Source organism: Fibrobacter sp. (genome assembly GCF_045112255.1).
GTDB lineage: Bacteria > Fibrobacterota > Fibrobacteria > Fibrobacterales > Fibrobacteraceae > Fibrobacter.
Genome location: NZ_JBGUHR010000054.1, coordinates 18,934 through 42,482, shown reverse-complemented (window position 1 = coordinate 42,482; position 23,549 = coordinate 18,934). Strand labels below are relative to the sequence as shown.

General features: G+C 48.4%; 19 protein-coding genes. 7 read left to right on the top strand and 12 right to left on the bottom strand.

Features of this window, described 5'->3' with window-relative positions:
* Window positions 1-572: 572 nt before the first annotated feature.
* The 4 genes from purB to ACJMM9_RS07490 form a co-directional block, all read right to left on the bottom strand.
* Window positions 573-2,015 carry an adenylosuccinate lyase gene (gene purB / locus ACJMM9_RS07505; RefSeq protein ID WP_405325305.1) on the bottom strand — a complete coding sequence of 481 codons (1,443 nt, stop codon included), beginning with the start codon at window positions 2,013-2,015 and terminating at the stop codon, window positions 573-575.
* Between the two features lie 61 nt (window positions 2,016-2,076).
* The gene (locus ACJMM9_RS07500; protein ID WP_405325303.1) at window positions 2,077-3,273 is read right to left on the bottom strand and encodes a hypothetical protein; all 1,197 of its coding nucleotides are present in this window, start codon (window positions 3,271-3,273) and stop codon (window positions 2,077-2,079) included.
* A gap of 83 nt (window positions 3,274-3,356) precedes the next feature.
* A complete protein-coding gene (locus ACJMM9_RS07495) occupies window positions 3,357-4,943 on the bottom strand; it encodes a bifunctional metallophosphatase/5'-nucleotidase (protein ID WP_405325301.1) in 1,587 nt (528 codons plus the stop codon).
* 33 nt (window positions 4,944-4,976) lie between these two features.
* Window positions 4,977-5,498, bottom strand: a complete 522-nt coding sequence (locus ACJMM9_RS07490) for a nitroreductase family protein (protein WP_405325298.1) — start codon at window positions 5,496-5,498, stop codon at window positions 4,977-4,979.
* Between the two features lie 247 nt (window positions 5,499-5,745).
* Here ACJMM9_RS07490 and metG point away from each other — a divergent pair, with 247 nt between their 5' ends.
* The 3 genes from metG (at window position 5,746) to ACJMM9_RS07475 (ending at window position 9,247) form a co-directional block, all read left to right on the top strand.
* Window positions 5,746-7,818, top strand: coding sequence for a methionine--tRNA ligase (gene metG / locus ACJMM9_RS07485; protein WP_405325295.1), 2,073 nt, complete (start codon window positions 5,746-5,748; stop codon window positions 7,816-7,818).
* A gap of 541 nt (window positions 7,819-8,359) precedes the next feature.
* Window positions 8,360-8,554 carry a hypothetical protein gene (locus tag ACJMM9_RS07480; protein WP_405325292.1) on the top strand — a complete coding sequence of 65 codons (195 nt, stop codon included), beginning with the start codon at window positions 8,360-8,362 and terminating at the stop codon, window positions 8,552-8,554.
* A 9-nt stretch (window positions 8,555-8,563) separates the two neighbouring features.
* Window positions 8,564-9,247: a MauE/DoxX family redox-associated membrane protein gene (locus ACJMM9_RS07475; RefSeq protein ID WP_405325289.1), complete on the top strand. Its 684-nt coding sequence runs from the start codon at window positions 8,564-8,566 to the stop codon at window positions 9,245-9,247.
* Here ACJMM9_RS07475 and ACJMM9_RS07470 read toward each other — a convergent pair.
* Window positions 9,228-10,370 (bottom strand): glycosyltransferase, encoded by a 1,143-nt coding sequence (locus tag ACJMM9_RS07470; RefSeq protein ID WP_405325286.1) that lies wholly within the window; start codon window positions 10,368-10,370, stop codon window positions 9,228-9,230. The genes ACJMM9_RS07475 and ACJMM9_RS07470 overlap by 20 nt on opposite strands.
* A 77-nt stretch (window positions 10,371-10,447) precedes the next feature.
* Between ACJMM9_RS07470 and ACJMM9_RS07465 the strand changes: the two genes are divergently transcribed.
* The 3 genes from ACJMM9_RS07465 to ACJMM9_RS07455 are packed head-to-tail and all read left to right on the top strand — an operon-like array spanning window position 10,448 to window position 13,717.
* Window positions 10,448-11,410 carry a glycosyltransferase gene (locus ACJMM9_RS07465; protein ID WP_405325283.1) on the top strand — a complete coding sequence of 321 codons (963 nt, stop codon included), beginning with the start codon at window positions 10,448-10,450 and terminating at the stop codon, window positions 11,408-11,410.
* A complete protein-coding gene (locus tag ACJMM9_RS07460; protein ID WP_405325280.1) occupies window positions 11,410-12,306 on the top strand; it encodes a glycosyltransferase family 2 protein in 897 nt (298 codons plus the stop codon). The genes ACJMM9_RS07465 and ACJMM9_RS07460 overlap by 1 nt, the downstream gene beginning before the upstream one ends.
* Window positions 12,290-13,717 carry a hypothetical protein gene (locus ACJMM9_RS07455; RefSeq protein WP_405325278.1) on the top strand — a complete coding sequence of 476 codons (1,428 nt, stop codon included), beginning with the start codon at window positions 12,290-12,292 and terminating at the stop codon, window positions 13,715-13,717. Before ACJMM9_RS07460 ends, ACJMM9_RS07455 begins: the two co-directional genes overlap by 17 nt.
* Window positions 13,718-13,844: 127 nt before the next feature.
* Here ACJMM9_RS07455 and ACJMM9_RS07450 read toward each other — a convergent pair whose 3' ends face one another.
* From ACJMM9_RS07450 to ACJMM9_RS07420, 7 genes are all read right to left on the bottom strand, one after another.
* Window positions 13,845-14,267 carry a PTS sugar transporter subunit IIA gene (locus ACJMM9_RS07450; RefSeq protein WP_405325275.1) on the bottom strand — a complete coding sequence of 141 codons (423 nt, stop codon included), beginning with the start codon at window positions 14,265-14,267 and terminating at the stop codon, window positions 13,845-13,847.
* Window positions 14,267-15,277: an aminoglycoside phosphotransferase family protein gene (locus tag ACJMM9_RS07445; RefSeq protein WP_405325273.1), complete on the bottom strand. Its 1,011-nt coding sequence runs from the start codon at window positions 15,275-15,277 to the stop codon at window positions 14,267-14,269. Before ACJMM9_RS07445 ends, ACJMM9_RS07450 begins: the two co-directional genes overlap by 1 nt.
* 163 nt (window positions 15,278-15,440) lie before the next feature.
* Window positions 15,441-16,457 carry an ABC transporter permease subunit gene (locus ACJMM9_RS07440; protein ID WP_088639897.1) on the bottom strand — a complete coding sequence of 339 codons (1,017 nt, stop codon included), beginning with the start codon at window positions 16,455-16,457 and terminating at the stop codon, window positions 15,441-15,443.
* A 77-nt stretch (window positions 16,458-16,534) separates the two neighbouring features.
* A complete protein-coding gene (gene dapB / locus ACJMM9_RS07435) occupies window positions 16,535-17,365 on the bottom strand; it encodes a dihydrodipicolinate reductase (RefSeq protein WP_405325270.1) in 831 nt (276 codons plus the stop codon).
* A 131-nt stretch (window positions 17,366-17,496) separates the two neighbouring features.
* Window positions 17,497-18,237 (bottom strand): ankyrin repeat domain-containing protein, encoded by a 741-nt coding sequence (locus ACJMM9_RS07430; protein ID WP_088639899.1) that lies wholly within the window; start codon window positions 18,235-18,237, stop codon window positions 17,497-17,499.
* A 170-nt stretch (window positions 18,238-18,407) separates the two neighbouring features.
* Window positions 18,408-20,774 carry a LysM peptidoglycan-binding domain-containing protein gene (locus ACJMM9_RS07425; RefSeq protein WP_405325266.1) on the bottom strand — a complete coding sequence of 789 codons (2,367 nt, stop codon included), beginning with the start codon at window positions 20,772-20,774 and terminating at the stop codon, window positions 18,408-18,410.
* The gene (locus ACJMM9_RS07420) at window positions 20,771-20,986 is read right to left on the bottom strand and encodes a hypothetical protein (protein WP_088639901.1); all 216 of its coding nucleotides are present in this window, start codon (window positions 20,984-20,986) and stop codon (window positions 20,771-20,773) included. Before ACJMM9_RS07420 ends, ACJMM9_RS07425 begins: the two co-directional genes overlap by 4 nt.
* A gap of 250 nt (window positions 20,987-21,236) precedes the next feature.
* Between ACJMM9_RS07420 and ACJMM9_RS07415 the strand changes: the two genes are divergently transcribed.
* The gene (locus tag ACJMM9_RS07415) at window positions 21,237-23,369 is read left to right on the top strand and encodes a thrombospondin type 3 repeat-containing protein (protein ID WP_405325264.1); all 2,133 of its coding nucleotides are present in this window, start codon (window positions 21,237-21,239) and stop codon (window positions 23,367-23,369) included.
* The last annotated feature ends 180 nt before the right edge of the window (window positions 23,370-23,549 follow it).

Sequence of the window (23,549 nt, the reverse complement as noted above, 5' to 3'; positions counted from 1 at the left end):
CCTCCTTGCGGAGGATGACTGTGGTCGCGACATTGACGCTTCGCGTCTTGCTAAACGGCTCAGCCATATTTGTGCAAGCACAACTGCGGCATAGATGCTTCGCATCATGCTACCGGCTCGGATATAAGATAGCAAGCTATCTTGCATCTCTCGCCTTAAGGCATTTTCGCCTTGGGGCATACTCGCCTTCTGAGTTGTCTTCGGCTTCGCCTCAGAATGACGAGTTCTATTTAAAATGCCGCGCACTTTATGCGCGGCTTTTTGCATAATTACACAAAAAAACAATTTGGATCAATAAACAAAATCGCTTTAGAACAAAATCCGCCTAGAAACGAGCAGATTTGCGAAAAGCCAATTTGTCTTAGTGCCTAGCGAGGTCCTAATCTATATCTTGAAACGGAAACAAGTTTCCGACAAGATATGATTACGACATCCTTCGACGAACAATGGGCAAAGCCCATTTCCCGCGCTAAAAGCGCGGAGTCTCAGTAACAAAGAACCGCGACCGAAGGCGTACTTAAACGTACGTCGAGAGTCGCGGTGATGCAGTATCGCGACGGCAATAAGGCAAATTAAACCTTGAGTTCGCCAGCGTCGATAGAATCCCACGCCGGAATCGCTTCGATAGCCGGGCGGACTTCTTCGGTCACGAACTTCACGACCTGGCCAGGAGCGCGCCCCACGAACTTGCGGAGGTCGAGGATTTCCTTGAGCTTTGCTTCGGTGATGCCGAGCTTCTGGAACTTTTCGTTCTTGAGAACGCGTTCAAGCAAGTCATTGTCCTTGCCCTGTTCCTTCACGACCTTGCCAGCTTCCATGGACATCACGCGGATTTCTTCGTGGAGTTCCTGACGGTCGCCGCCATTCTTCACGCCTTCCATGATGATGTTTTCGGTAGCCATGAACGGGAGTTCAGCCATGATGCGCTTTTCGATAACCTTCGGATAAACGACGAGGCCGTTCGTGACGTTTTCAGCGATGATGAGCATGGCATCCATGGCGAGGAACGCTTCCGGGATGGCGAGGCGCTTGTTGGCGCTGTCGTCGAGCGTACGTTCGAACCACTGCGTTGCCTGCGTGAAGGCGGTGCTGTTGACCTGGGCCATCACGAAACGAGCGAGAGAGCAAATACGTTCGCTGCGCATCGGGTTACGCTTGTAAGCCATGGCAGAGGAACCAATCTGAGTCTTTTCGAACGGTTCTTCGACTTCCTTGACACCCTGCATGAGGCGCATGTCGGTAGCAAACTTGTGCAAACTCTGAGCGATGGAGCTGAGCACCTGGTTCACGCGGTTGTCCCACTTACGAGTGTAAGTCTGACCGGTGATGGTGAGCACACGCTTGAAGCCAGCCTTGGCAGTCACGCGGCGGTCAAGTTCCATAATCTTTTCTTCATCGCCGTTGAACAGGTCCATGAAGCTAGCCTGTGTACCGGTCGTACCCTTCACGCCGCGGAACGGAAGCACTTCGATGAGGAAGTTCAATTCTTCGAGGTCGATGAGCATGTCCTGGAGCCAGAGGCAAGCGCGCTTACCCACGGTCGTGAGCTGGGCAGCCTGGAAGTGCGTGGCGCCGAGCTGTGCCATGTCCTTGTATTCCATCGCAAACTTGGAAAGCTTGTCCATCACGCGGCAAAGACGCTTGCGCACGAGGATCATAGCCTGCTGCATCTGGATAAGGTCGGTGTTGTCGCCCACGAATGCAGACGTTGCACCGAGGTGAATGATGCCCTTGGCCTTCGGGCACTGCACACCGTAAGCATAAACGTGGCTCATCACGTCGTGACGGCGGCGCTTTTCTTCTTCTTCGGCAACTTCGAAGTTGATGTCCTTCTCGTGGGCCTTCAGTTCGTCTACCTGTTCCTGCGTAATCGGAAGGCCGAGTTCCATTTCGGATTCGGCGAGGTAAATCCACAGCTTGCGCCAAGTCTGGAACTTGTACTGCGGGCTGAAGATGAAACTCATTTCCTTGCTAGCATAACGCTTGATAAGCGGGCTTTCGAATTGATCACGCATGATTCTATCCTTTTTTAAGTTTTTACAGGGGCAAATGTAGAAAAAGGAAATTATCCGCATATTACCAAAGATGGAAGCCTGCGCCTATAAAGAACCCATTATGGAATTCTTTCTTCTTACCCTCGTTCTCAGTTTTTACTTTTCCGTACATTGCCATATACCTGAATTTGAAGGAAACGTATTCACCAATCCCGCGTGCGCCGCAAGGGAAAATCCACGGACGATATTCAAGCTGGACTCCAGCAACCAACGGGTCTATTCCACCAATAAAAGGCACAACCTTAAATCGTTCCGTTTCAAAAACATCAACCCCTGTAGTCGCTATAAAGGTTCCCCTATAACGATCAATCCCACCAAGTAGAAAATCAACGACAACTCTCCTAAACTGTATCGGCACACCAACAAGTATAGAACGAACAGAGCCCCATACTTCAATACCAATACCACCGGTATATAAACGCTCTTTATAATAGTTTGATCCATGAATAATATCATTACGCTGGGAAATCCGCCATTCCAGTAATTTATGGATCCAAGGAATAAATTCAGATTCTGGATAATCGCTCTTGAATTTTTCCAATTGCAAAATAATAGAATCAAGACGAGTCGTGTCTAAATTGCAATTTAAATATCCTCCAACAACTCGAACATACATCCCGGATTTCCGATCCGTATAAGATTCAACTTTACCGCAATCATCATCGCGATTGCAGCCGTAATAATGGGTTGCCCTAAATTTGCTGCTTATAGAATATTCAACTTCCATATCCTTTATAACCAGCGCTAAATCCCGATTTTCCTGAGAACCTATGTTTTTTAAAGTCCGATCAAAAAGCGATTGAACCTTGAGCGAATCTGTTTTGATAGTCTTGTCTATAAGATAACTATACGTTCCGTTCAGCAAGGCCAACAACGAATCGCTAACATAAGAATAGCGAACCTCCTCCAAGACGGTACTGTAAATTCGTCCCCACATCACAATGGCAGAATCAAATTGATCCGTCATCAAGTAAATTTCCATCAGTTCCAAGTCATCCAATGCAAATTCAGGAACCGGAGACATAGCCCTTACCGAAGCAGCAGCCTCCAAGGCGCTATTTCCATCACCTTTTTTAAGCGACTGGTACACTAAATTTCGGCCAACGATAATGGAATCCAACATCAATGAAGAAACGGACACAGAATCGTCTTTTTTAGTTTCTGCAAAACAAAAAGAACAGAAAACTAAAAGCAATGTAAATAAACGATAAATTTTCACATGATTAAATTTATTAAAAATAAGATAATACGTACCGATAAAGAATACGTTTTTTCATTTCATCGAATTATGATATTAACGATTCATTCCTTTTCTTTATATTTCACCACAATCCTCCCCTGGGGTTTGCGGTAAATCTCGGGGATTTCAGAACCTTGGCTTTTCAAAAATTTCACCATTGCTTCGCTATCGGTCATCACCTTATCCATGACGATTTCACTCTGGCGGAATGCCGTAATTTCACCGCCTTCATACGCCACATACGACGACAATCCGACAGTATAAAGCGCATTTTCGTCGATAGCGACAAAACCTTTTCCCGTCTCGACCTGAACATCTTCAATGCGTACTCGCGGCGTTTCACCAATCTTAGCATCTACGATGATTGTATAACGCAAGCCCGAAACTTGCAAGAATCCGCCGGATTCCTCAGGCAATTTCGAAGCGCCTTGTGCAAGCGCCTCCTTGATCTGACGGCCTGTCGCACGAATCAGACACATTCCGTTTGCAAAAGGCATCACGTTCAGAATGTCTTGATATTTCACTGCGCCAGCAGGTATCGTCACGCGGATACTCCCGCCATTTTCGATTCCAATTTGCGCTCCTACAGAAAAACGCATGGCATCCGCCGCCAAGTCGCCCAAGTTCGTCTCACCCTTGCGAACCAAACGCTTCCCGTCATCGCCATTGATGGTCAAATCAAATTTCGTATTCGAGACAACCTTCTGCAAATCAGCGGCAACAAGCGCTTGCAAGCTATCGTGAGCAGCCGCGACTTTACGACTTACCGCAACAATGCTATCCATCGGAATCAACCGAGAATGGAATATTCCATTGCGAGTAATATCTAGCACCCCGACATTCAGAAATTTCGTTCCTGTTTGCGACACAAGAACGCTGTCGCCATTGGCATTTGCAATAAACGCTTCGCTAACGACACTATGCGAATGTCCGTCCAGCACAGCATCGATTCCCGTTGTATTCTGGACAGCATCAACAGAACTCACAGGTGGCACAAACCCCAAGTGCGAAAGCAAAATCACGTAATCCGCACCCGCTTTACGCGCATCATCAACCGCAGACTGCACTAAATTGAAAATTTTCTTCGCAGGGACATCGTATAAAGTCTTTAGCGATTCATCCGTAAATGCATAAGACTCGCCCACTAAGGTTTGCGGTGTCAACACTCCGACAAACGCAATTTTCTTTGCGCCAATCTGCTTTAAAATGTATGGTTTGAACAGCGGAGTCGATGTTCCTTTCTGCACGAGATTTGCGCAGGCTATCGGCGCATTCAATGAATCCGAAAGTTCCATCAGACGCGGAATTTTATAATCAAATTCATGATTCCCAAGCGTCACGACATCATAACCGACCGCATTCATGAGCGTTACGACATATCCACCGCGCGAAATGCTACCCATCGCACCGCCCTGCAAAAAATCGCCGGACGAAACGGTTAAAACATCAGCCGTATCCGCAATCGCATCACGAAGGCCCGCAAATTTTGCATAGCCATCCATATTGCAATGGACATCGTTTTCGTAAACGACGACGAGACTCCGAGGCGAAGCCAATGCTTTTGTACGCCCATCAACTTGAGGTTGTTTCCCTGAACAAGAAAACACGCCAAAAACGACCAAAGGCAACAAGAGCTTTAGCTTATCCATAATCCCTCTGAAATGGCGATATTTTGCGCCGTTTTACAGCTTTTCGGCGAATTCGTTCATCGACTTACGCAAGTCATGTCGCGGCGAAGGAACGCCATTGACCGGATCGGCATAGCCAATATCCAAAAGGCAAGCAAGTTTGATGTTCGGCTCGAAACCGAATTCATGTTCGATGTGAGATGCGTTGAAGCCACGCGCCCAAAGCGTTGCAAGCCCGAGGTCGGTCGCCTGCATCATCATCGAAGTCGTAACGATGCTGGAATCCATGATACCGCTTTTGAAATCGTCCATATACGCAGTCGGAGAATACACCTTGTTATCGTCATAGCAGACCATAAGCACCACAGGAGCGTTATACGCCATACGCGTTAGAGAACGGATCTTCTTGAGGGCTTCGGGAGACTGGAGAACCTTGACAAACACAGGCTGACCGTTTACCGCCGTCGGCGAGATGCGCCCTGCTTCGAGCACCTGCATCAGTTTTTCGGGTTCAACTTCCTGGTCGCTAAACGCACGGCAACTAAAACGATCTCTAGCCAAATCAATAAAAGACATAAGTACCTCTAGTTTTATAGCAATAATATAAGCAAATTGAGTTACTAGTTAATAGTCATTAGTTATTAGAGATGCAAAAAAGACACGTTTATACGACATTGCCGCGAACTTCGTGTTCGCAAAGACTCCCCATCTTTCGTCTAATTTCTATATTGGCGCTCCTTCGGAGCGCATTTAGTACGGCTCGGCCATGTCAAAGAAACAAGTTACTTTGCCGCGGCGCTCGCCTTTTACTAAATTTTGCGTCATGAAAAATTTTTACGTCACCACTCCGATTTATTACGTCAATGATGCCCCGCATATCGGGCATTCCTACACGACCGTTCTCGCAGATATCCTTACCCGCTTCCACAAGATCATCGGTTACCAGACATTCTTCTTGACCGGTACCGACGAACACGGCCAGAAGGTGCAGCGCGCCGCCGCCAAGCGTGGCGTGACTCCGCAGGAACACGTGGACGAATACTACCACCGCTTCGAAGACCTCTGGAAGAAGATGAACATCCAGAACGACTTCTTCATCCGCACAACGATGCCGGAACACAAGGCTTACGTGCAGGAATGCTTGCAGAAGCTCTGGGACAAGGGTGAAATCTACTCCAAGGAATACGAAGGCTGGTACTCCGTTGGCGAAGAACGCTTCTTCAGCGAAGACGAACTCGACGAAAACAAGTGCGACCCGATCAGCCACCGCCCGGTGGAATGGCTCAAGGAAAAGAACTACTTCTTCAAGATGAGCGCCTACCAGCAGAAGCTGATTGACTATCTCGAATCGCACAAGGACTGGATTGTGCCGGACTACCGCTGGAACGAAATCCGCGGATTCCTCCGCCAGCCGCTGAACGACCTCTGCATCAGCCGTCCGAAGATGCGCCTCAGCTGGGGCATTCCGCTGCCGTTCGACCCGGACTACGTGACCTACGTATGGTTTGACGCACTCCTCAACTACGTGAGCGCCTCCACCGCCTTCCACAAGACTTATGCCGACGGCACTCCGATTTGGCCCGCATCTTACCACCTCATCGGTAAGGACATTTTGACGACCCACAGTGTCTACTGGCCGACCATGCTCATGGCTCTCGACATTCCGCTTCCGCAGCACATCCTCGCCCACGGCTGGTGGCTCGTAAACGGCGGCGAAAAGATGAGTAAGTCCGCAGGCAACGTCGTGAACCCGATGGACTACATGGAAAAGTACGGCATTGACGCCTTCCGCTACTTCCTCGCTCGTGAAATGGTCGTCGGTCAGGACGCGAACTTCACGCACGAAGGCTTTGTCCGCCGCATCAACAGCGACCTCGCCAACGACCTCGGTAACGTCTTGAACCGCGTTCACCGCTTGGTGCTCACGAACTTCGGCGGCGTACTCCCGGCTCCGAATGCTCTCGACGCCGCCGCAAACGAAGTGATTACGATTGCAAACCGCGTCCGCACGAACGTGATGGAATGGGTTCCGCAGGTCAAGCTCTCCCAGGTCGTCGAAGAAATCATGACGCTCGTCCGCAGCATCAACCGCTACCTCGAAATCAAGGCTCCGTGGAAGCTCGCCAAGGACGAATCCAAGAAGGACGAACTCGCAACCGTGCTTTACATTTCTGCTGAAGCCGTGCGTCTCTCGCTCAGCATGCTCTGGCCGGTCATCCCGGGCAAGAGCGAAGAAGGTCTCGCCATGATCGGTAGTAAGTTCACCGACCAGAACGACCTCGTGTGGGGCATCCTCAAGGGTGGCGAAAAGTTCGGCGAAGGCAAGCCGCTCTTCCCGCGCATCGAAGAAGAAGTCAAGAAGGCTGAACCGCAGCAAGCCAAGCCGAAGCAGAACAAGCCGCTTATGGCAGCAGACGTTCCGGCCGCTATGGACCTCCGTGTTGCACAAATTAAGGAAGTTGCCGACCATCCGGATGCAAGTAGCTTGTACGTACTCAAGGTCGATGCAGGCGAAGGCGAACTCCGCACGATTTGCAGTGGCCTTAAAAGCAGCTACCAGGCAAATGAACTCCAGGACCGCAAGATTCTCTTGTTCGCAAACTTGAAGCCGAGTGCCCTCCGTGGCATCATGAGTCAGGGCATGCTCTTTGCTGGCGACCTCGAACCGGAAACGCACAAGTGCAGACTCGTGAGCGTTCCGGAAGATGCAAAGCCAGGTGACCGCGCTTTGTTCAAGGGTGTAGCCCCGAGCGAACCGCGCGAGCTCAAGGTCAAGGATTTCGAAAAGATTGCTCTCACCGCTAAGGGTGGCGCCGTGTTCTGCGATACGCTCGCTCTCGAAGTGAACGGCAAGCCTGTGACCTGCGACGTCGCAGACGGCGCGGGCATTCATTAAAAGACCGCTCGGCTCTTGAGCTAGACGAGACGCCGTCTTCGCCTCGCTCTCGCCACCACGACTCGTTCATACGAGTCGCTTATGGCTCACAAAGAGACTGACTTTTACTAATTTACAGACTCGCTTCGGCGAGTCTTTTTTCGTCTAAAAAAAGCAAAAATCGAAAAAACGTCTAAATTTACGTCAAAACAGCCCCCAAAATCCATTTTTTGACGTAAAATTTCGAACAAACTGCGTAAACATTTACACGTTAAGCAGAAAAAAAGAGTTGTAAGCGAAAATCGCATCGAAATTCGACTGCATTTAGTCCAGCATTCTGCGTTTCAAGGCATTTTTGCCCCTAAAAATCAAATTGCGGTTCCGAAAACAGCATACAAACTAAAATTTTTACGTCAAAAATCGCACAAAAGCCCACTTTTTGACGTAAAAAACGCCCATTTTTCAAACTTGGCCTTTATTCGCCTTCAAATCACTACTTTTTCAAATTCAGCTTTTTTATCAAAGCGCAAACACCTTACAATAATTTTGTATATTGACCAATATGAAAGAATTCATTCAAAAAATCAAGAAAGACGCTCTCGTCTACCTCAAGTCCTTAAATTGGATTGTCCTGCTCGGCATTGCCGCATTCAGCATAGCGCTTGCCATCATCAACAACATCCGCGTCGATGACGCCAAATCCGTTGACTGGATTGGCTCGCAAGAAATTCTTGAAAAACCGGCAGACATTCTTTAAGGAGCATCCATGAAAAACACCATTATCGCAGGCGTTCTCCTCCTCATCGCGACATTCTTTGTGGCTGTTGGCGTTGCAGAAATCAGCTTCCCGGAAACATTCCTCACATTCACCGACCAGGATTGGCTCCTGAACATTTGGCCGAAGGCTTACCGTTACAACATCCACGTTGGCATTGGCGCAGTCGTCATCGCATGCGCCTTGATCGTCCCGGCAATCAAGATTCAAAAGGATTTCGCAATCCGCGCTCTTGAAACGCTTTGCCGCGTAGGCATTGGCGGCATGTTCATCTTCGCCTCTGTCTACAAGATCCAGGACCCGCACCAGTTCGCAACGCTCGTGGCGCAATACCAGTTTTTCTCGGCACTGCACCTGGACTTCGTGAACAACTTCTTTGCGCTTGTCTATCCGCAATTTGAATTCTGGTTCGGGCTTGCCATGATCGTATCGCCGTTCGTCAAGGAATCAGCATTTGCAATCTTCTGGATGTTCGTAAGCTTCATCATCGCTCTCGCCTGGGCGCTCTGGAACGATCTCGGCATCACCTGCGGTTGCTTTGAACTTCAGGACGGCAACGCCCACGACAAGGCAGAAGCCTGGACAAGCCTCATCCGCGACCTCATTCTCATCTGGCCTACCCTCTGGCTTGCCACAAGAAAGAATCGCAGCTTGATTAAGATTTGGAAGAAATAGAGTTCAAGAACTCAATAACTCGCTTACTGAAAGAATTCATAGAGCAGTGGTCCAAAAGGGCCGCTGCTTTTTTCTCGTCTATGACATTTTCACCCGCAAGAACGCGGTCTAAAACACGGGCATACGCTTCGGCATCTGTCGGCGGATCCACCAGCGGGCATACCCCTTCTAGATTTTCCTTGACCGCAGAAGTCGCAGCGCCAACAGCAGGAATACCGCAGGCAATAGCCTCGATTGGCGGCAATCCAAAACCTTCCAAAAGTGACGGGTAGACCATCAAGTCGGCATGGCGATAAAAATCGCGCAATTCATCCGCATTGAAATTGCTGAAATGATAGACGTTGTAGAGTTTCTTCTCATTTACGATTTCACGGAGCCGGTCCGAAAACTTACCGATGCGGACAAAGGCTATATCCGGCCGAAGACTCGCCATTTCAAAATAAGTCTCGATGTTTTTTCGCGGCTCATCAAGGCTTACGTTCAAGCACATCCCGTCAAAATTTCTAATGCCGTACTTGCGCGCAAAAGCTTTCTTTTCTGTAGCAGAAGGCTTGACTTCAGGCTTATTGAACAGATCCCTATCGATCGGGCAACCAATAACGCAGCCTGGCTTGTTCGACATTTTCACGCCGAAATGCAAAGCGGCCTGTTCACGCGTCCAGTTCGAATTATAAACAAAGGAATCAGCTTCAACGGTCGGGCGAATGTAAAACAAGTTTAGAAGCCTGAACTTGAGCGAATTTGGATAGAGTGTTTCAGCAAAGGTATCATGCACAAACATCACCGTTTGAGCCTTTCCCTTGACCACCGGCACCAAAAAACCAAGTTCCGGGCGAATGAAGAAAACCACCTGAGGCTGAAGCGTTTTCACCAGATTTTTTAGCGGACTACGGAACGAAACAAAACCAGAATACAGCGATTTCGCCCACACCTCATGCGATGTGTAAATAGAATGTTCTCCTGTGGATTCACTGGATGAGCGCGCTCCAAAGAACTTGGGAGTCTTGAGCCATAATACATGTGGTTCAAATTCCCCAGCAACAGCCTTGACCAAGTTCATGGTCAAGCGTCCAAAACTGGTACATTCATTCTTATCGCAAACAAAAAGTATTTTCTGCTTCATGGTTATTCCATAAATATAGAATTAAAAGTTACAAATTCAGCAACAAATCACCAACCACTAATTACTATATTCACAACATGGCCAAAATTGGGATAGTCCTTGCAACTTACAACGGCGAAAAGTATCTCTCGCAGATGCTCGATTCGCTCATAGCACAAAAGCGCCCCGCTGATTTCATTGTGGCGGTCGATGACGGTTCAAAAGACAGCACTCCAGAAATCCTCAAAAGTTACGAAGGGCGCCTCCCTCTGCAAGTGACTTGCCTTCCCAAAAACACTGGCCACCGCGCCGCATTTTCAAAAGCGCTTGAACTTGCAGCACCGCAACTAGGCGAAAATGACTTTATCGCCCTTGCCGATCAGGACGATGTCTGGCTTCCTGCGAAATTGCAAATTCTTGAAGCAACCATTCAAAAAGATTCAAAAACAAATCTCGTTTTTGGGGATGCCCAGGTCATTGATGGCGAAGGAAACCTCATTGGAAAGTCCTGGCGAAAAATGGACGGCGTCCCGGAGCACCTCACATTAAGGGCAATCTTAACAGGATTTACCAATGTCACGGGATGCATGACGCTATTCAGGGCAAAACTTCTGAAGCAGATTCTCCCCATTCCAGAGCAAGTCCCCGTCCATGACCAATGGATAACTTTTTGCGCAAGCCTCGAAGATCACGACGACTGCGTAAAATCCATCAGCGAAGCCGTCATCCAGTACCGCATTCACGGACAAAACGCAATCGGACTCGGCGATACGCACACCTGGACAGGGAACCTGAAACTGAACTTGCAATGGGCCAAGATGATTTTGCAGACGCCGCATTTTAATGCGCTCTCAACAAGCAACCAAAAGTTCTTAAAGCGCTACATCACCTACACCGAAGATAGGCTCCACAAAAAGTTTATCCCGCAATACCTCGTGTGGGTCATCATGAATGTCGCAAGCCTTTACCCGTATGTCAAAAATATCACCGGATTTATCCCGCGCATTCTACACGGCATTATCGGTGCTCCTGTCATCACCAAGTTTTTCGGTAAAAAATAATGACCGACGTTTGCGCAATCCTCGTTAACTTCAAGAACGACCAGAAAACAACCGACTGTGTGCGTTCTCTCGAAAAAAATACAGTAAAGCCAGTATGCGTTTATGTCATCAACAATGCATCTACCGAAGCTTCGCAAAAGTATTTCGAGAGTCTAAATTTTTCAATTGACGTCCGCTGGATCTGGAACAAGGAAAATCGCGGCTTTGCAGCAGGCTGCAATCAGGGAATCAAGGCCGCAACCGAAGAACACGCAGGCTGCTACATCTGGCTCCTGAACAACGACACAGAAGCGACGCCGACAGCACTCGAAAAGCTCCTCGAAAAAGCGCAATCCACAAATGCAGGAATCACAGGATCGCTCATCAAAAAAGCAAATGGAGAATTTTCAGGCGGAGTCGGCTTCATCCATCCGAAATTCGCTTCTGTGCGGCGCCCGAAATCAGCCAATGAACAAGGCTTTGACTATGTAGAAGGTTCATCGTTTTTCATTTCGCCTGAATGCTTACATAAAACAGGACTTTTAAGCGAAGATTTTTTTCTGTACTTCGAAGAAAGCGACTACTGTTTAAAGGCTAGGCGAAACGGATTCAAGCAGGCCTGGGCAACCGACAGCATCATCTTACATGACATCGGTTCATCGACCGGGAGCGAAATCGCAAAAGGCGGAGTTCCTTACTTTATCGACTGCCTCATGATTCGAAATCGAATCTACTTTGCATTAAGAAACGGCTTTCCTGTCTTTAGCGTACTCATCGGACTTGCAATCAGCCTTGCGCTCCGCATCAAAAGATGTCAACTCAAAAGAGTTTTTACAATTTTGAAAATCACCTTATCGAAGAAATCATTTCAAAGATTCATCGAAAGAAATGGGGGATTCTATGAAATTCGAGATTAATTTATTTAAGTGGACTTTCTGGAGTGCCATTGCACTTGCAAGCTCGGCATTTTCAGCCGAAATGACGCACCACATAACCTTCTCGGATTCTGCACATACAAAAGAACTGAACATCAACGTACAGTTCATGGATTCTGTTGCGGTCACGAATCTCACAAATGCAAAAACGCATTACGATAATTCGATGTCCGTACGACTTTTCGCCAACGGTAAATTTACAGATAAATTCCTTTTCGATACACGTGTAAAGATCAGCACGGATTACACAAACCGATACATCAACTTTAATTATTACAATCCTGACGAAGGCATTCCCTTTAACAAGCAAAGCGAAAACAAGCGTACATGGGATTTGTTCGCAGCAAACGTCAGCTACGATCTCAAGCCAGTGCAGCTCCTCGCCGGATTCGATTTTCTGGAATGGGGGCCAGCCCGCCGAAACCACGTTATCTTGCGAGGAGAACGAAACATCTACCGTCCTTGGCAAGACAGCTCCAGCCGCATCCCTGACGCAGCACCAACACCTTATTTCGGTTATCAATTCAAGCTCGGCCCAATCGAGTACACGCAATATGCAGCCAAGCTTTTTGAAAAGAAAGGCTTGGGCAAATATTTCCATGCCCACCGTCTCAACTTAAATCTCCCGAAAGAAATCACGCTTGGAATTTCGGAAACATCGCTTTACGGATCAACAACAGAACTCGCCGGAACAAACCCCAATATCGATGGCGACAGCACAGGCCGCGAATTTGAATGGGCGTATGCCATTCCATTCATCCCCTACGTTTTCCAGGAGCACCTGCAAGGCGACCAGGACAACATATCGCTCGCTTTTGACTTGAGTGTCAAAACCATTCCAAACTGGGAATTCTACGCCGAACTTTTGTGGGATGACATGAAATCCCCGACAAGCATGTTTGACGATAGCTGGTGGGGCAACAAGTGGGCAACAACGCTCGGCGTTGCTCGAGACAATATCGAAATCGGCCCTGTAAATCTCGACTGGATGTTTGAATACACCAGAATCGAACCGTGGGTCTATACACACCACAAAGGCGGCGGCTACACATATGCAAGCTACGCCCAGAGTCTCGGTAGCGATCTCGGCCCGAACAGCCAGGAAATTCACACCGAAGTTACTGCAACATATAAATTTGTAAAAGCGACACTTTTCCTTGGCGCTGTCGCCAAAGATACAGCCTTCGGCGGGAACCTCACCGACCTCCACACGCCCGAAAGCAGAACCGACAAAAAATTCCTTAGCAAAAAAACAACTCAACGCTATAAGGAACTGGGATTTAATTTAAATATAACCCCGTGGGACTGGTTCAGCTTTAGAACCAGCTACACAAGGTTTTTCGGGGATTACGAGGGTTATCGCGCTTACGCCGCCGGCAGCGTACAATGGTAGAGCGGCTTCGCCGCAAGAAATTCGGAATTAGGATGTATGAATTAGGAATTATTTAATTTGGCGGCTTCGCCGCGATTATTTAAATTCCGAACTCCGAATTCCGTATTCCTAATTACCTTAACTATTCTCAGAACATTTTCTTAAGCTCATCCTCGTCGGTTGCAGCGAGGGCTTTTTCTTTCCACTCCGGGTCAAGCAACAACTTTGCCACATTCGCAATGGCAACCGTATGCGCCATCGCCGATTCCGCAGGAGAAAGCAGAACGCACATAAACTGAGCCATTTCGTCATTACGAGTCTTAACGCCCGTAATTCCCTCACGGGCAACGACAAAAGCCATCAGCGGCCCCTGCAATCCAGGAACGCGCGTATGCGGGAGCAAAAGCCCCTGCCCCATATAAATGCCCTGGGCTACACGTTCCGAAAGCCCTTTCCAAGCCGACAAAGCGTCAAACCGATAAGGCCCTTTCACCAAAGCGTCGTAAGCATAGCCAAGAGCACGATTGAATTCAACAGGCTGCGCGTAAATACGCGTATAAATAGGAGCCATTAGGAAAGCGCCCAATCCATAAACTTGAAGACTTCCGGATCCGTAGCCTTGGCGATAAGCTTGAATTCACCAAACAACGTACGGAGCTGAGCCTTACCCGGTTCAATGTATTGTTCGAACTTTTCAATTTTTTTCACCTTGGAAAGGAAGCAGTACGCACCGAGAGCCTGCATCAAGCGCTGCAAGCTGGCATGCACAAAGCCGTCCCAGGCATCGTCCTTCGTATAAATTCTAGTTCCACGGTACTGGCTGCGCCAATATTCGAAGAAATCCTTAATCATCGACAGCGGGAGGCAAACATACGGATCCCACAAAAGCGATGCGATATCATAGAACATAGAACCGCGACGAGCGCCTTGATAATCCACAAAAGCGACTTCCGAATTCGGACGGATCATGATGTTCTGGCTCTGGAAATCGCGGTGCATCAGAACTTTTGTCTGTGCTTCAACAGAAACAGCCACGAGCGAATAAAAATTACGCACCGATTCAGGAATCTCGGTAATGCCCTTATGAAGCTTCAGATAATTTTCGGTAAAGTAATCTGTTTCCCACTTAAGCGCCGAGAAATCAAAACGGCGGAGCCAAATCTCGGTGTGATGGCTGAACAGCTGGTGGCTCGCATTCTGCCACTGGATGAGTGCATCAATCACTTCCGGGTACAGAATACGGATGCTGCCCGAAAGCGCCTGCGCTCCATTCGGGAAAGCCTCGTCCAAGAGGCTTCGCTTGCCCAAATCCTCTTGCAAGACCTGGCAAGCACTCTCGTCTACGCAATAAACGCGCGGAACAGGCAAGCCGTATTCCCTGAACGTCTTGGAATACTCGACAAAGTGCTTGAAATCTTCATTCACTTCGGCACTGACTTGCAAGACGCTCTGGCGTTCGCCACCGGCGATACGGAAATAGCGCCTTCCAGAACCGGCACCGGCAATGGGAGTCACAGTAAAGTTTTCAGTATAGCCATGAGTCAAGAGGAACTCATGAATACTCGGAGAAATTTTAATCATATCGTTTTGCATACTTTTAATATACTTAAAGAAAGAGGAAAATGACAAAGAAAATGTAGGTTATTAGTCATTGGTCACTGGTTATTGGTCATTAAAGCATTGTTCTTAACGCCAAACCAACATCTAACGGCTAATGACTATTGACTAACGACTACTGACTATCTTACGAGAACTTGATTCGCGGGTCAACGAGCGTATAAAGTATATCGCTAAAGAGGCGGCCCACCATCGCCATAAGGCTGCTGAGGAAGATAATCCCCATCACCACGTTGTAATCGCGGTTGACCATTGAATTGTAATACAAAAGCCCCATGCCATCGATATCAAAGACCTTCTCGATGAGGAGCGCACCTGCAAACATAAGTGTGCAGATTTCAGAAAGGCGGGTTGCAATCGGGATAAGCGCATTGCGGAGCGCATGGCGCACTAGAGCCTGCTTAAAGCTCAAGCCCTTTGCCAAGGCTGTTCGCATGTAATCGCGGCCCAGTTCCTCAAGCGCCGAGTTTTTCATGAGGAACGTGAGGAACGCAAACTCGCTAATCATGTAGCAGAAAATCGGGAGCGCCAGATGCTGCGCCAAGTCAAAGACCTTCCCAAAGAACGAGAAATCCTCGAAGTCATCGCTCGTAAGCCCACCCAGCGGGAAAATGTCCAAGTATGAACCGCCCGCCAAGAAAATGATGAGCAAAATGCCAAGCGCATACCCCGGCATCACGTAGCCCGAGAAAATAAGACCGCTCGTAAAAGAATCAAGCTTGCTGCCGTGATGCACCGCCTTCCAGAGTCCAAGCGGAATGCAGATAAGGTAGCTCAAGAAGAACGAGGTCACGCCAAAGAATAAGGAAATCGGGAAACGGCTTACAATCACGTCCCAGACCGGGAGACCGTACGTGTAACTTTCCCCGAGATTCAAATGCAAAACATTCCAAAGCCACGTGAGGTAGCGTTTCCACGCAGGCTGGTCAAAGCCAAAGTACGCCTGGATTTGCGCAATCTGGTCCGGCGAGAGCGCCTTGGACGCATCCACGCCACCCTTCATCGAAGCCGCCTGCTGCGCACGAGAAATCAGCTCTTCCACAGGGCCTCCCGGCAAGAGCTGAATCAGGATAAAGCACACCAATGAAATCCCGATTAATGTCGGGATCATCAGCAGCAAACGACGAAGGATATAGGATCGCATTAGCAGTAGGAAGTTGGAAGTAGGAAGTAGGAAGGACGCATTTACTGTCTACTTCCTACCGTCTACTGTCTACTATTTTATCGCATTTTTCCAGAACGCAAGACGTCCATCATGTTGAACGGCTTTGCGGTGCCTGCGGCAATCTGGTCCGCAAGGAAGTTCACAGCATCGACCGTGCCTTCGGCATAGATCTTGCGGCCGCAAACATTGTGCTGGAATTCAAAGTGAACCGTACCGTCTGCACTATCGAGGCTGTAGGTGTGGAATGCGTGACCGCCGAGGTATTCTTCGGGCACGTGCATGCGTTCCATCTGTTCCTTTTCATTACGGACCTTTTCGATATCGTCCGGTGTGTAGTCAAAGCCCATCTTCTGGAAGGTGCCAACGACTGCACGAGCCGTACCGCTTGTATCGGCCTTGGTCTTCTGGTGGCTTTCGACAACGGAGAGCTTGTAGCCTTCGAATGCCGTCGGGAATTCGTTTGCCAAGAATTCAATCATCGTCTGGAAAGCGACGATCTGCTTAGCCATGTTCGGAGCGATGACGCTCGGATGGTTGGCATCGGCAACGAGCTTTGTGAGAGCCTCGCGGTCGCCGCCGGTCGTGCCCATCACGAACGGAATCTTGTGCTTCACGTAGAAAGCAGCATTATCGTTCACTGCAGTCGGATGCGTGTAGTCAATGCAAATCATGTTCGGATACTTGGCAAGCACTTCGCCAATGCGGGCTTCACGATTGGAGGGCTTCAAGAGCTGAATCGTCTTGCCAGCAACTTCGGCTTCGTTTTCGACAATAATTTCACCCGTCAAAGAATACGGGACAAGTTCCAAACCGCGGGCAACGCAAGTTTCGGCCACGATGCGGCCCATGTTACCCGGAATACCATTAACCATCACTTGAACGGACATAAAATCTCCTGTTAATCTTTTGAAGATAAAAGTAGAAAAAACAAAGGTGATCCCGGCACAGAGACCGGGATGACATGCAAAAAAGGGCGGGCTTTAAGCCCGTCCTGTAAATTCAAGCCGATAATATTCGCTTATCTGCCACGAGAATCGAGCTTATACTTCGCAGTATTCTTAGCACCGACCTTCTTCAAAGCCTTGATGAGGCGAGTATAACCTTCATTCGTTGCCCAGTCGAGCACAGAATAGCCCTGACCGCACTTGGCATTCACATCGACACCCTTCTTGATGAGGAACATCATGGCGTCATAGTTACCAGACTTGACGGCCCAGTGAATCGGCATGTAGCCATCCGGGCTGCGATTTTCAAGCGGAGCGCCTGCATCAGCAAGAACTTCGAGCATGTCGGCCTTGCCAGTCTTTGCAGCAATAAGCACAGCCGTTGCAAGGTTCTGCGGTTCAACGCCTTCCTTCTTGAGCTGCTGCAAAATGCGGACGACAACTTCCTTGTTGCCCATCATCACAGCGTTATCAATAACCGGTTCACCATTGCCATTGTTGACATTGGCCTTTGCGCCATGATCGAACAAGTAGTTAAGCACCATCATGTTGCCCTTGTTGGCGGCAATAGCGACAGCGTTATTACCGTTATCGGCCGGCTGGTCAATTTCGAAAGATGCCTGGAGGAACAACGTCATCTTGGCGGTATCGCTGTTGACCGCATAAGAAACAAACTGATTCGGCGTAAAACCGATCTGCTTTTTCGTCAAATACCTACGAACAGACTGCGGATCGTTCGGGTCCATGGTTTCTTCACAACCGGTCAAGGAAAAAATGAGACCAGCAGCACAGAGAGCCAAGATTTTCTTCTTCATATTATACTCCAGTGATTTTTTTGATTTTTCAAGTTAAAACTACACTATTTTTTTCAATATATAACATAAAAAACACGAATTTACACATTTTTTTATCAAAAAACATCGTTTCAACGCCTTCTAGAAATTGTAGCCCCGCCCTAAGCAGGCTTTCCCCTCGTTTAAAGCCATCATTTTTTCGGTTTCTTGGTCGTCTTGATTTTTAGTTTCTCGTTTATTTTGATTTTCGTGTCTTTTAAGCCGTTCCATTTGACAATATCTTCAATCGTCACGCCGTACTGTCGGGAAATATCCCAAAGACCTTCGCCCTTCTTGACAACGTGAGTAATTTCCTCGACTTTTGGAGAGCTTGCCGCAGGCTTTGCAGCTCCGGGGATCTTTAGCTTCTGGCCGATTTTGATATTCGAGGAATTGCCCATGTCGTTCATTTCGCGAATGGCGGCAACAGTCGTGGAGTACTTCTTGGCGATGGCAAAGAGATTGTCACCGGCTTCGACAGTATAAATGATCGTTGTATTGACCGGTTCCTTCTTCGAGGATTTCGATGAAGGTTCAGAAGACTTTTCAGCCGGCTTCTTGGACGACTTGCTTGACTTTTTAGAATCCTGCTCGATAGACTTGGCCAGTTCCACTGGGATTTCATCTTCGTTCGCCTTGGACATCTTGCGCGGCGGACGGACATAGGCAGGAATAGCAAGAGAATCACCGATAGTCAAGCGTTTAGTAAAGCCACTATTTGCCTGCAACAGAAGGAACACAGGAACCTTATACTTCTTTGCGATTTCGGCGTAAGTATCCCCCGCCTTGACCACGTACTTTTCGCCTTTCTTGAGGGCCACGCGCTGCTGAATAAAACTGGACGGCTTCAAATCTGGTTTCGAGACAAAAATGGTATCGCCCTTTTTCACGTTATATCCAGTCTCAATATTGTTCCAGATGCGTAATGATTCCTGGGAAACGCCAAATCGACGGGAAATGGAACCGAGATTGTCGCCCAGCTGAACCACATATGTACGGACCTTTGTCGGCTTTTTGCCTGTAGATCTGCGAGGAGCGACCTTGACAGGAATCAAAAGCGTACGGCCAGGCTTGAGCTTCGTCTTCTTCATGTCGTTAGCTCGCTGGATTTCGGCCACGCGGACACCGTACTGTTGCGCAATCACCCCTATCGATTCGCCCTTACGAACCTTGTGCTGTTTCCAGCTCGAGAATCCGTTCTTTTCCATGCGGTCGTAATTCTGCACAAAGGCGGCTCGAGTTCCATACGGCAAGCGGAGCAAATAGGCATCGCGATTTGGCGGTGTGCACCACATGGTAAGTTCCATATTCAACGTGCGGAGCGTATCTTCAGGAACCTTCAGGAACTTTGCAATTTCATCAAGCGAAAAAGAATCATACACCGTAACGGTATCATATGCCGGCAGCTGGCGCTTGTTGATCGCCACATCGTAATGGTCCGGGAAATGTCCAATCACCATAGCGGCAAGGATTCGAGGCACATAATGCATGGTTTCTTGCGGAAGCTGCAAGTCCCAATACGTTACAGGGCGGTTTCCCCACGTAGAATCGGCCTTCTTTTCCCGAATCAATCGACGAATTCGGCCTTCACCGCAGTTATAGGCGGCCATCGACAAGAGCCAATCGCCAAATTCAGCGTACAAAGTCGAGAGATAGCTCAAGGCGGCCTCGGTCGCCATTTCCGGATTGCGGCGCATATCCACCCAGAAATCGACTTCAAGACCGTAGCGGATGCCGGTTTCCGGGATAAACTGCCACATGCCCGCCGCCTTTGCACGGCTATAAGCCTTGACGTTAAAACCAGATTCCACCAGAGCGAGATAAATAAGGTCTCGCGGCATGCGCTTCTGGGCAAGCTTTGTATAGATCAAGGAATCATAAGCCGTCTTGCGGGAAAGCGAACGCGTGATAAAGCCACGTGCAGATGTCGTCATGTAGTAGATTTCCTGCATGACGCGCTCGTTGAAGCGGATCGGGAGAGAAAAACGCCCGGCATCTACCGTATCGAGGAAATTTTCAATGACGCGCATGGACGCACTATCCGCCGTGTTTTCATCGTAAGCGTCCACGCCATCAATGGTAAGGCTATCTTGAGATGTAGAATCCCCGCCCGCTTCTGAGAGGTTCGGGTAAACGTCCTCCAAAGCAAGGACAATGCGCACAGGCATCTGCATCTTGTAAATGGAATCTTCAGAACGGGTAAGCTTGCTCTTGGTCGAATCGTACTTTTCGGTCACGAGCAATCGCAGTGATTCTTCAAGATAATGCTTGGAAACGGCCCATTCATTATTATCCATCGCCTGGAGACCATACTGATAATAGACCCATGAGGGCCTTGTTGAATCCCCGACGATTTCCTTGCCAGGATTTGGTCCAGGCACATCAATAGAAACCTTCTCCGGCTGGATAGGTTTTCCCTGAGACGACGCAGCAAGCTTCGCCTGCTTAGACGCGCAGGCGGTTAAAATCAAAAGAACAAAAGCAATGCCGAGTCGGAATAATTTATTCGACCATATCACTGGTCGAAATCCATATCCTCGCCGTAGTCAGACCAGATTGGGTTACGGCCAAAAGAGGGCTTGTCAAAATCGACTTCTTCGTCAACTTCTTCTTCCTGCGGTTCTTCTTCTTCCTTGATCAGATCATCTTCTTCGCCCAAGAAAGTCGGATCCGGGGTATCATCGAACGCATCACTCTTAGGACGACGACCACAATAGTAAGCCTTATTCATGTAAGCTTTCCTCCAGTTTATTGCATCAATCTGTTCATGCCATATAAGATAACCCCACACATCACAAAAGCAGCCACGATTTGCAGAATGATGATCACTCTGTTAATCTTATACGCCTTTTGCGACTTACGATGCCATGATGGCAATTTATTTGCGGAGTTATTGTTTCTCACTTCGGAAGTGAAATATATACATAAATTTGAAAATGCAAACAGTTAAACAAAAAAAATGTCTAAATTCTTTATGAAAAATGAAACAATTTCTATTATCCATTCTCGCATGCGCCGTTTTCCTGTTTGCGCAGTCCGGATTTTCCTTCAATAATACCGGAATCCATGTTCCTGGAGCACGGACGATCGGTCCAGGAGACCTTTTTATCATGGGCGGATTTGAAATGGCAAGCAGCAGCAAGCCCGCCAGTATTGAAGGCTACATCCTCAATGAGTACGATGAAAAGAAGTCTCTTTCCGACGACTCCCCTTCGAACTCGGTCCTTGGCTATGTGGGATACGGACTCCTCAACTATCTGGAAGTCGGCCTCAACATCAGCGTCCACTACGACGGCAATGCCGGCGGTACAAAACTTAAAGGTCCCGGTTTTGGAGACCTCGGACTATTGGTCAAGGCTCAACTTCCCAATCAGTCCGCAAAGGACCTTTTTAATTTCGCCGCAGCGCTAGAACTCTTTATACCCAGCGGAACTAACGAGAAAGGGCTACGTCCAAGACACCTTTGGTACATTCACAAGAAAGAAATTACACACCCTTATTCCTCTGCTGATTTTTCCGTCGCCGGCACTCTTTACATGACGATGAACCTCCATAAGATTATCAGCTGGAATAACTATGCAGGTGTCCTTAGAAATCTGCAAAACAGCGAAAACATCTTTATATGGGGTTCGGGAATTCAGCTGTTCCCTTACGAATGGGTATCGCTCGTTCTTGAAGCATCAGGAGAAACATGGATCCGCACAAAAGATGTGTGGCAAGGATTCCTGAACGACCAGCTGAGGTTTTCCCCGGGCTTAAAAATCAGGCTACCCAAATTCACGACGCTTTCAATCAACGCAGACCTCGGCATGGACCTTTTCAGAAAGCAGAAGATTGGCCGAGGGCACCTGATTACTGTAATGACCGACGGGAAGAAGTATTCCTACACTGTTCCCGGAAGTCCAACGATTGCAGCATCCATCAAGCTCAGCCGAACATTCGACCTCAGCGGAAAGATTGAAGACTTTAAAAAGCGAATGGACGCATGCCCCAAGTCCGGCCGAACTTTCAAGGAAAATAAATATCGATGCGCCCCAGACGCCGACAAAGACGGCATCGCAGACGACTTAGACCAATGCCCCAATACACCGCCCGAAGTCCTCATCGACGACAGAGGGTGCCCTTTTGACAACGACAACGACGGCGTACCAGACTACAAGGACAAGTGCCCCAAGACAAAGAGTGGCCACCCCGTTGATGAATTTGGATGTATTCACGACATCGATAATGACGGTGTGCCAGATGAGTTCGACAAATGCAATGACAGCGCCCCAGGCGAAGAAGTCAATGATTTCGGATGTATTCTAGATACGGACGAAGATAGCGTACCAGACATTCTCGACTCATGCCCCAACACCCCCGCAGGACTCACTGTCAATAAATACGGATGCTTTTTGGACAAGGACAAGGACGGCGTCCCTGACGAATGGGACAAATGTCCAAACAGCGCCCCCAATGAAATTGTAAACATGTACGGCTGCCCAATCGATTCAGACGAAGACGGCATTCCGGACTTTATGGACAAGTGCGAAAACACGCCATCAGGAGTAATGGTCGATAGCATAGGCTGCCGAATAGACCTAGACCACGACGGCGTTTTCGAAGAAGACGACAAATGTCCAGACACGCCCGAAGAAGCTCCTGTAGACTCTACGGGATGCCCGATAGATTCAGACAAGGATGGCGTTGTAGATTACCTCGACAACTGCCCGAACACGCTTGAGCGCACTGAAGTCGATTCGAGCGGATGCCCTATTCGCGAAAAGTTAAACCTGGATAAAATAGCAAGGCGCATCCAGTTCCACAAAGGCATGGACAAACCGCTGAATTCCTCTTATACAGCCTTGAGCGACGTTGTTTCAATTATGCGACACAACAAGCAAATCGCCATTGAAATCCAGTGCAGTGTCAAATCGGGCGAAGCAATGGTCCCACAGGCACTTTCTGATGCGCGCGCGACATTCATCTACGAGTTCCTCATAAACAAAGGAATCAAGGAAGAACGCCTTAATGCTAAAGGTTATGGGTTGCAATTGCCCGCAAATGTCCGTGGACATGCAAAATTGAATCCCGTAGGAGTCAGACTGCTGCCATACAACATGAAAGAAGAGTAGCTTTGAAAATTAGGAATCAGGATTTTTTATTAAATAAGAACGCGATAATAAGCGCCACAATAAAATAAAGCGCTACCGCAGAAAGAAGCCCAAGAATCTCCGAGCCAGAAAGTGTCTCCACCTTGATGTAAAGGAGAACAGAACATGGCATGGCGAGTAAGAAAAGGATTCCTGGGATTT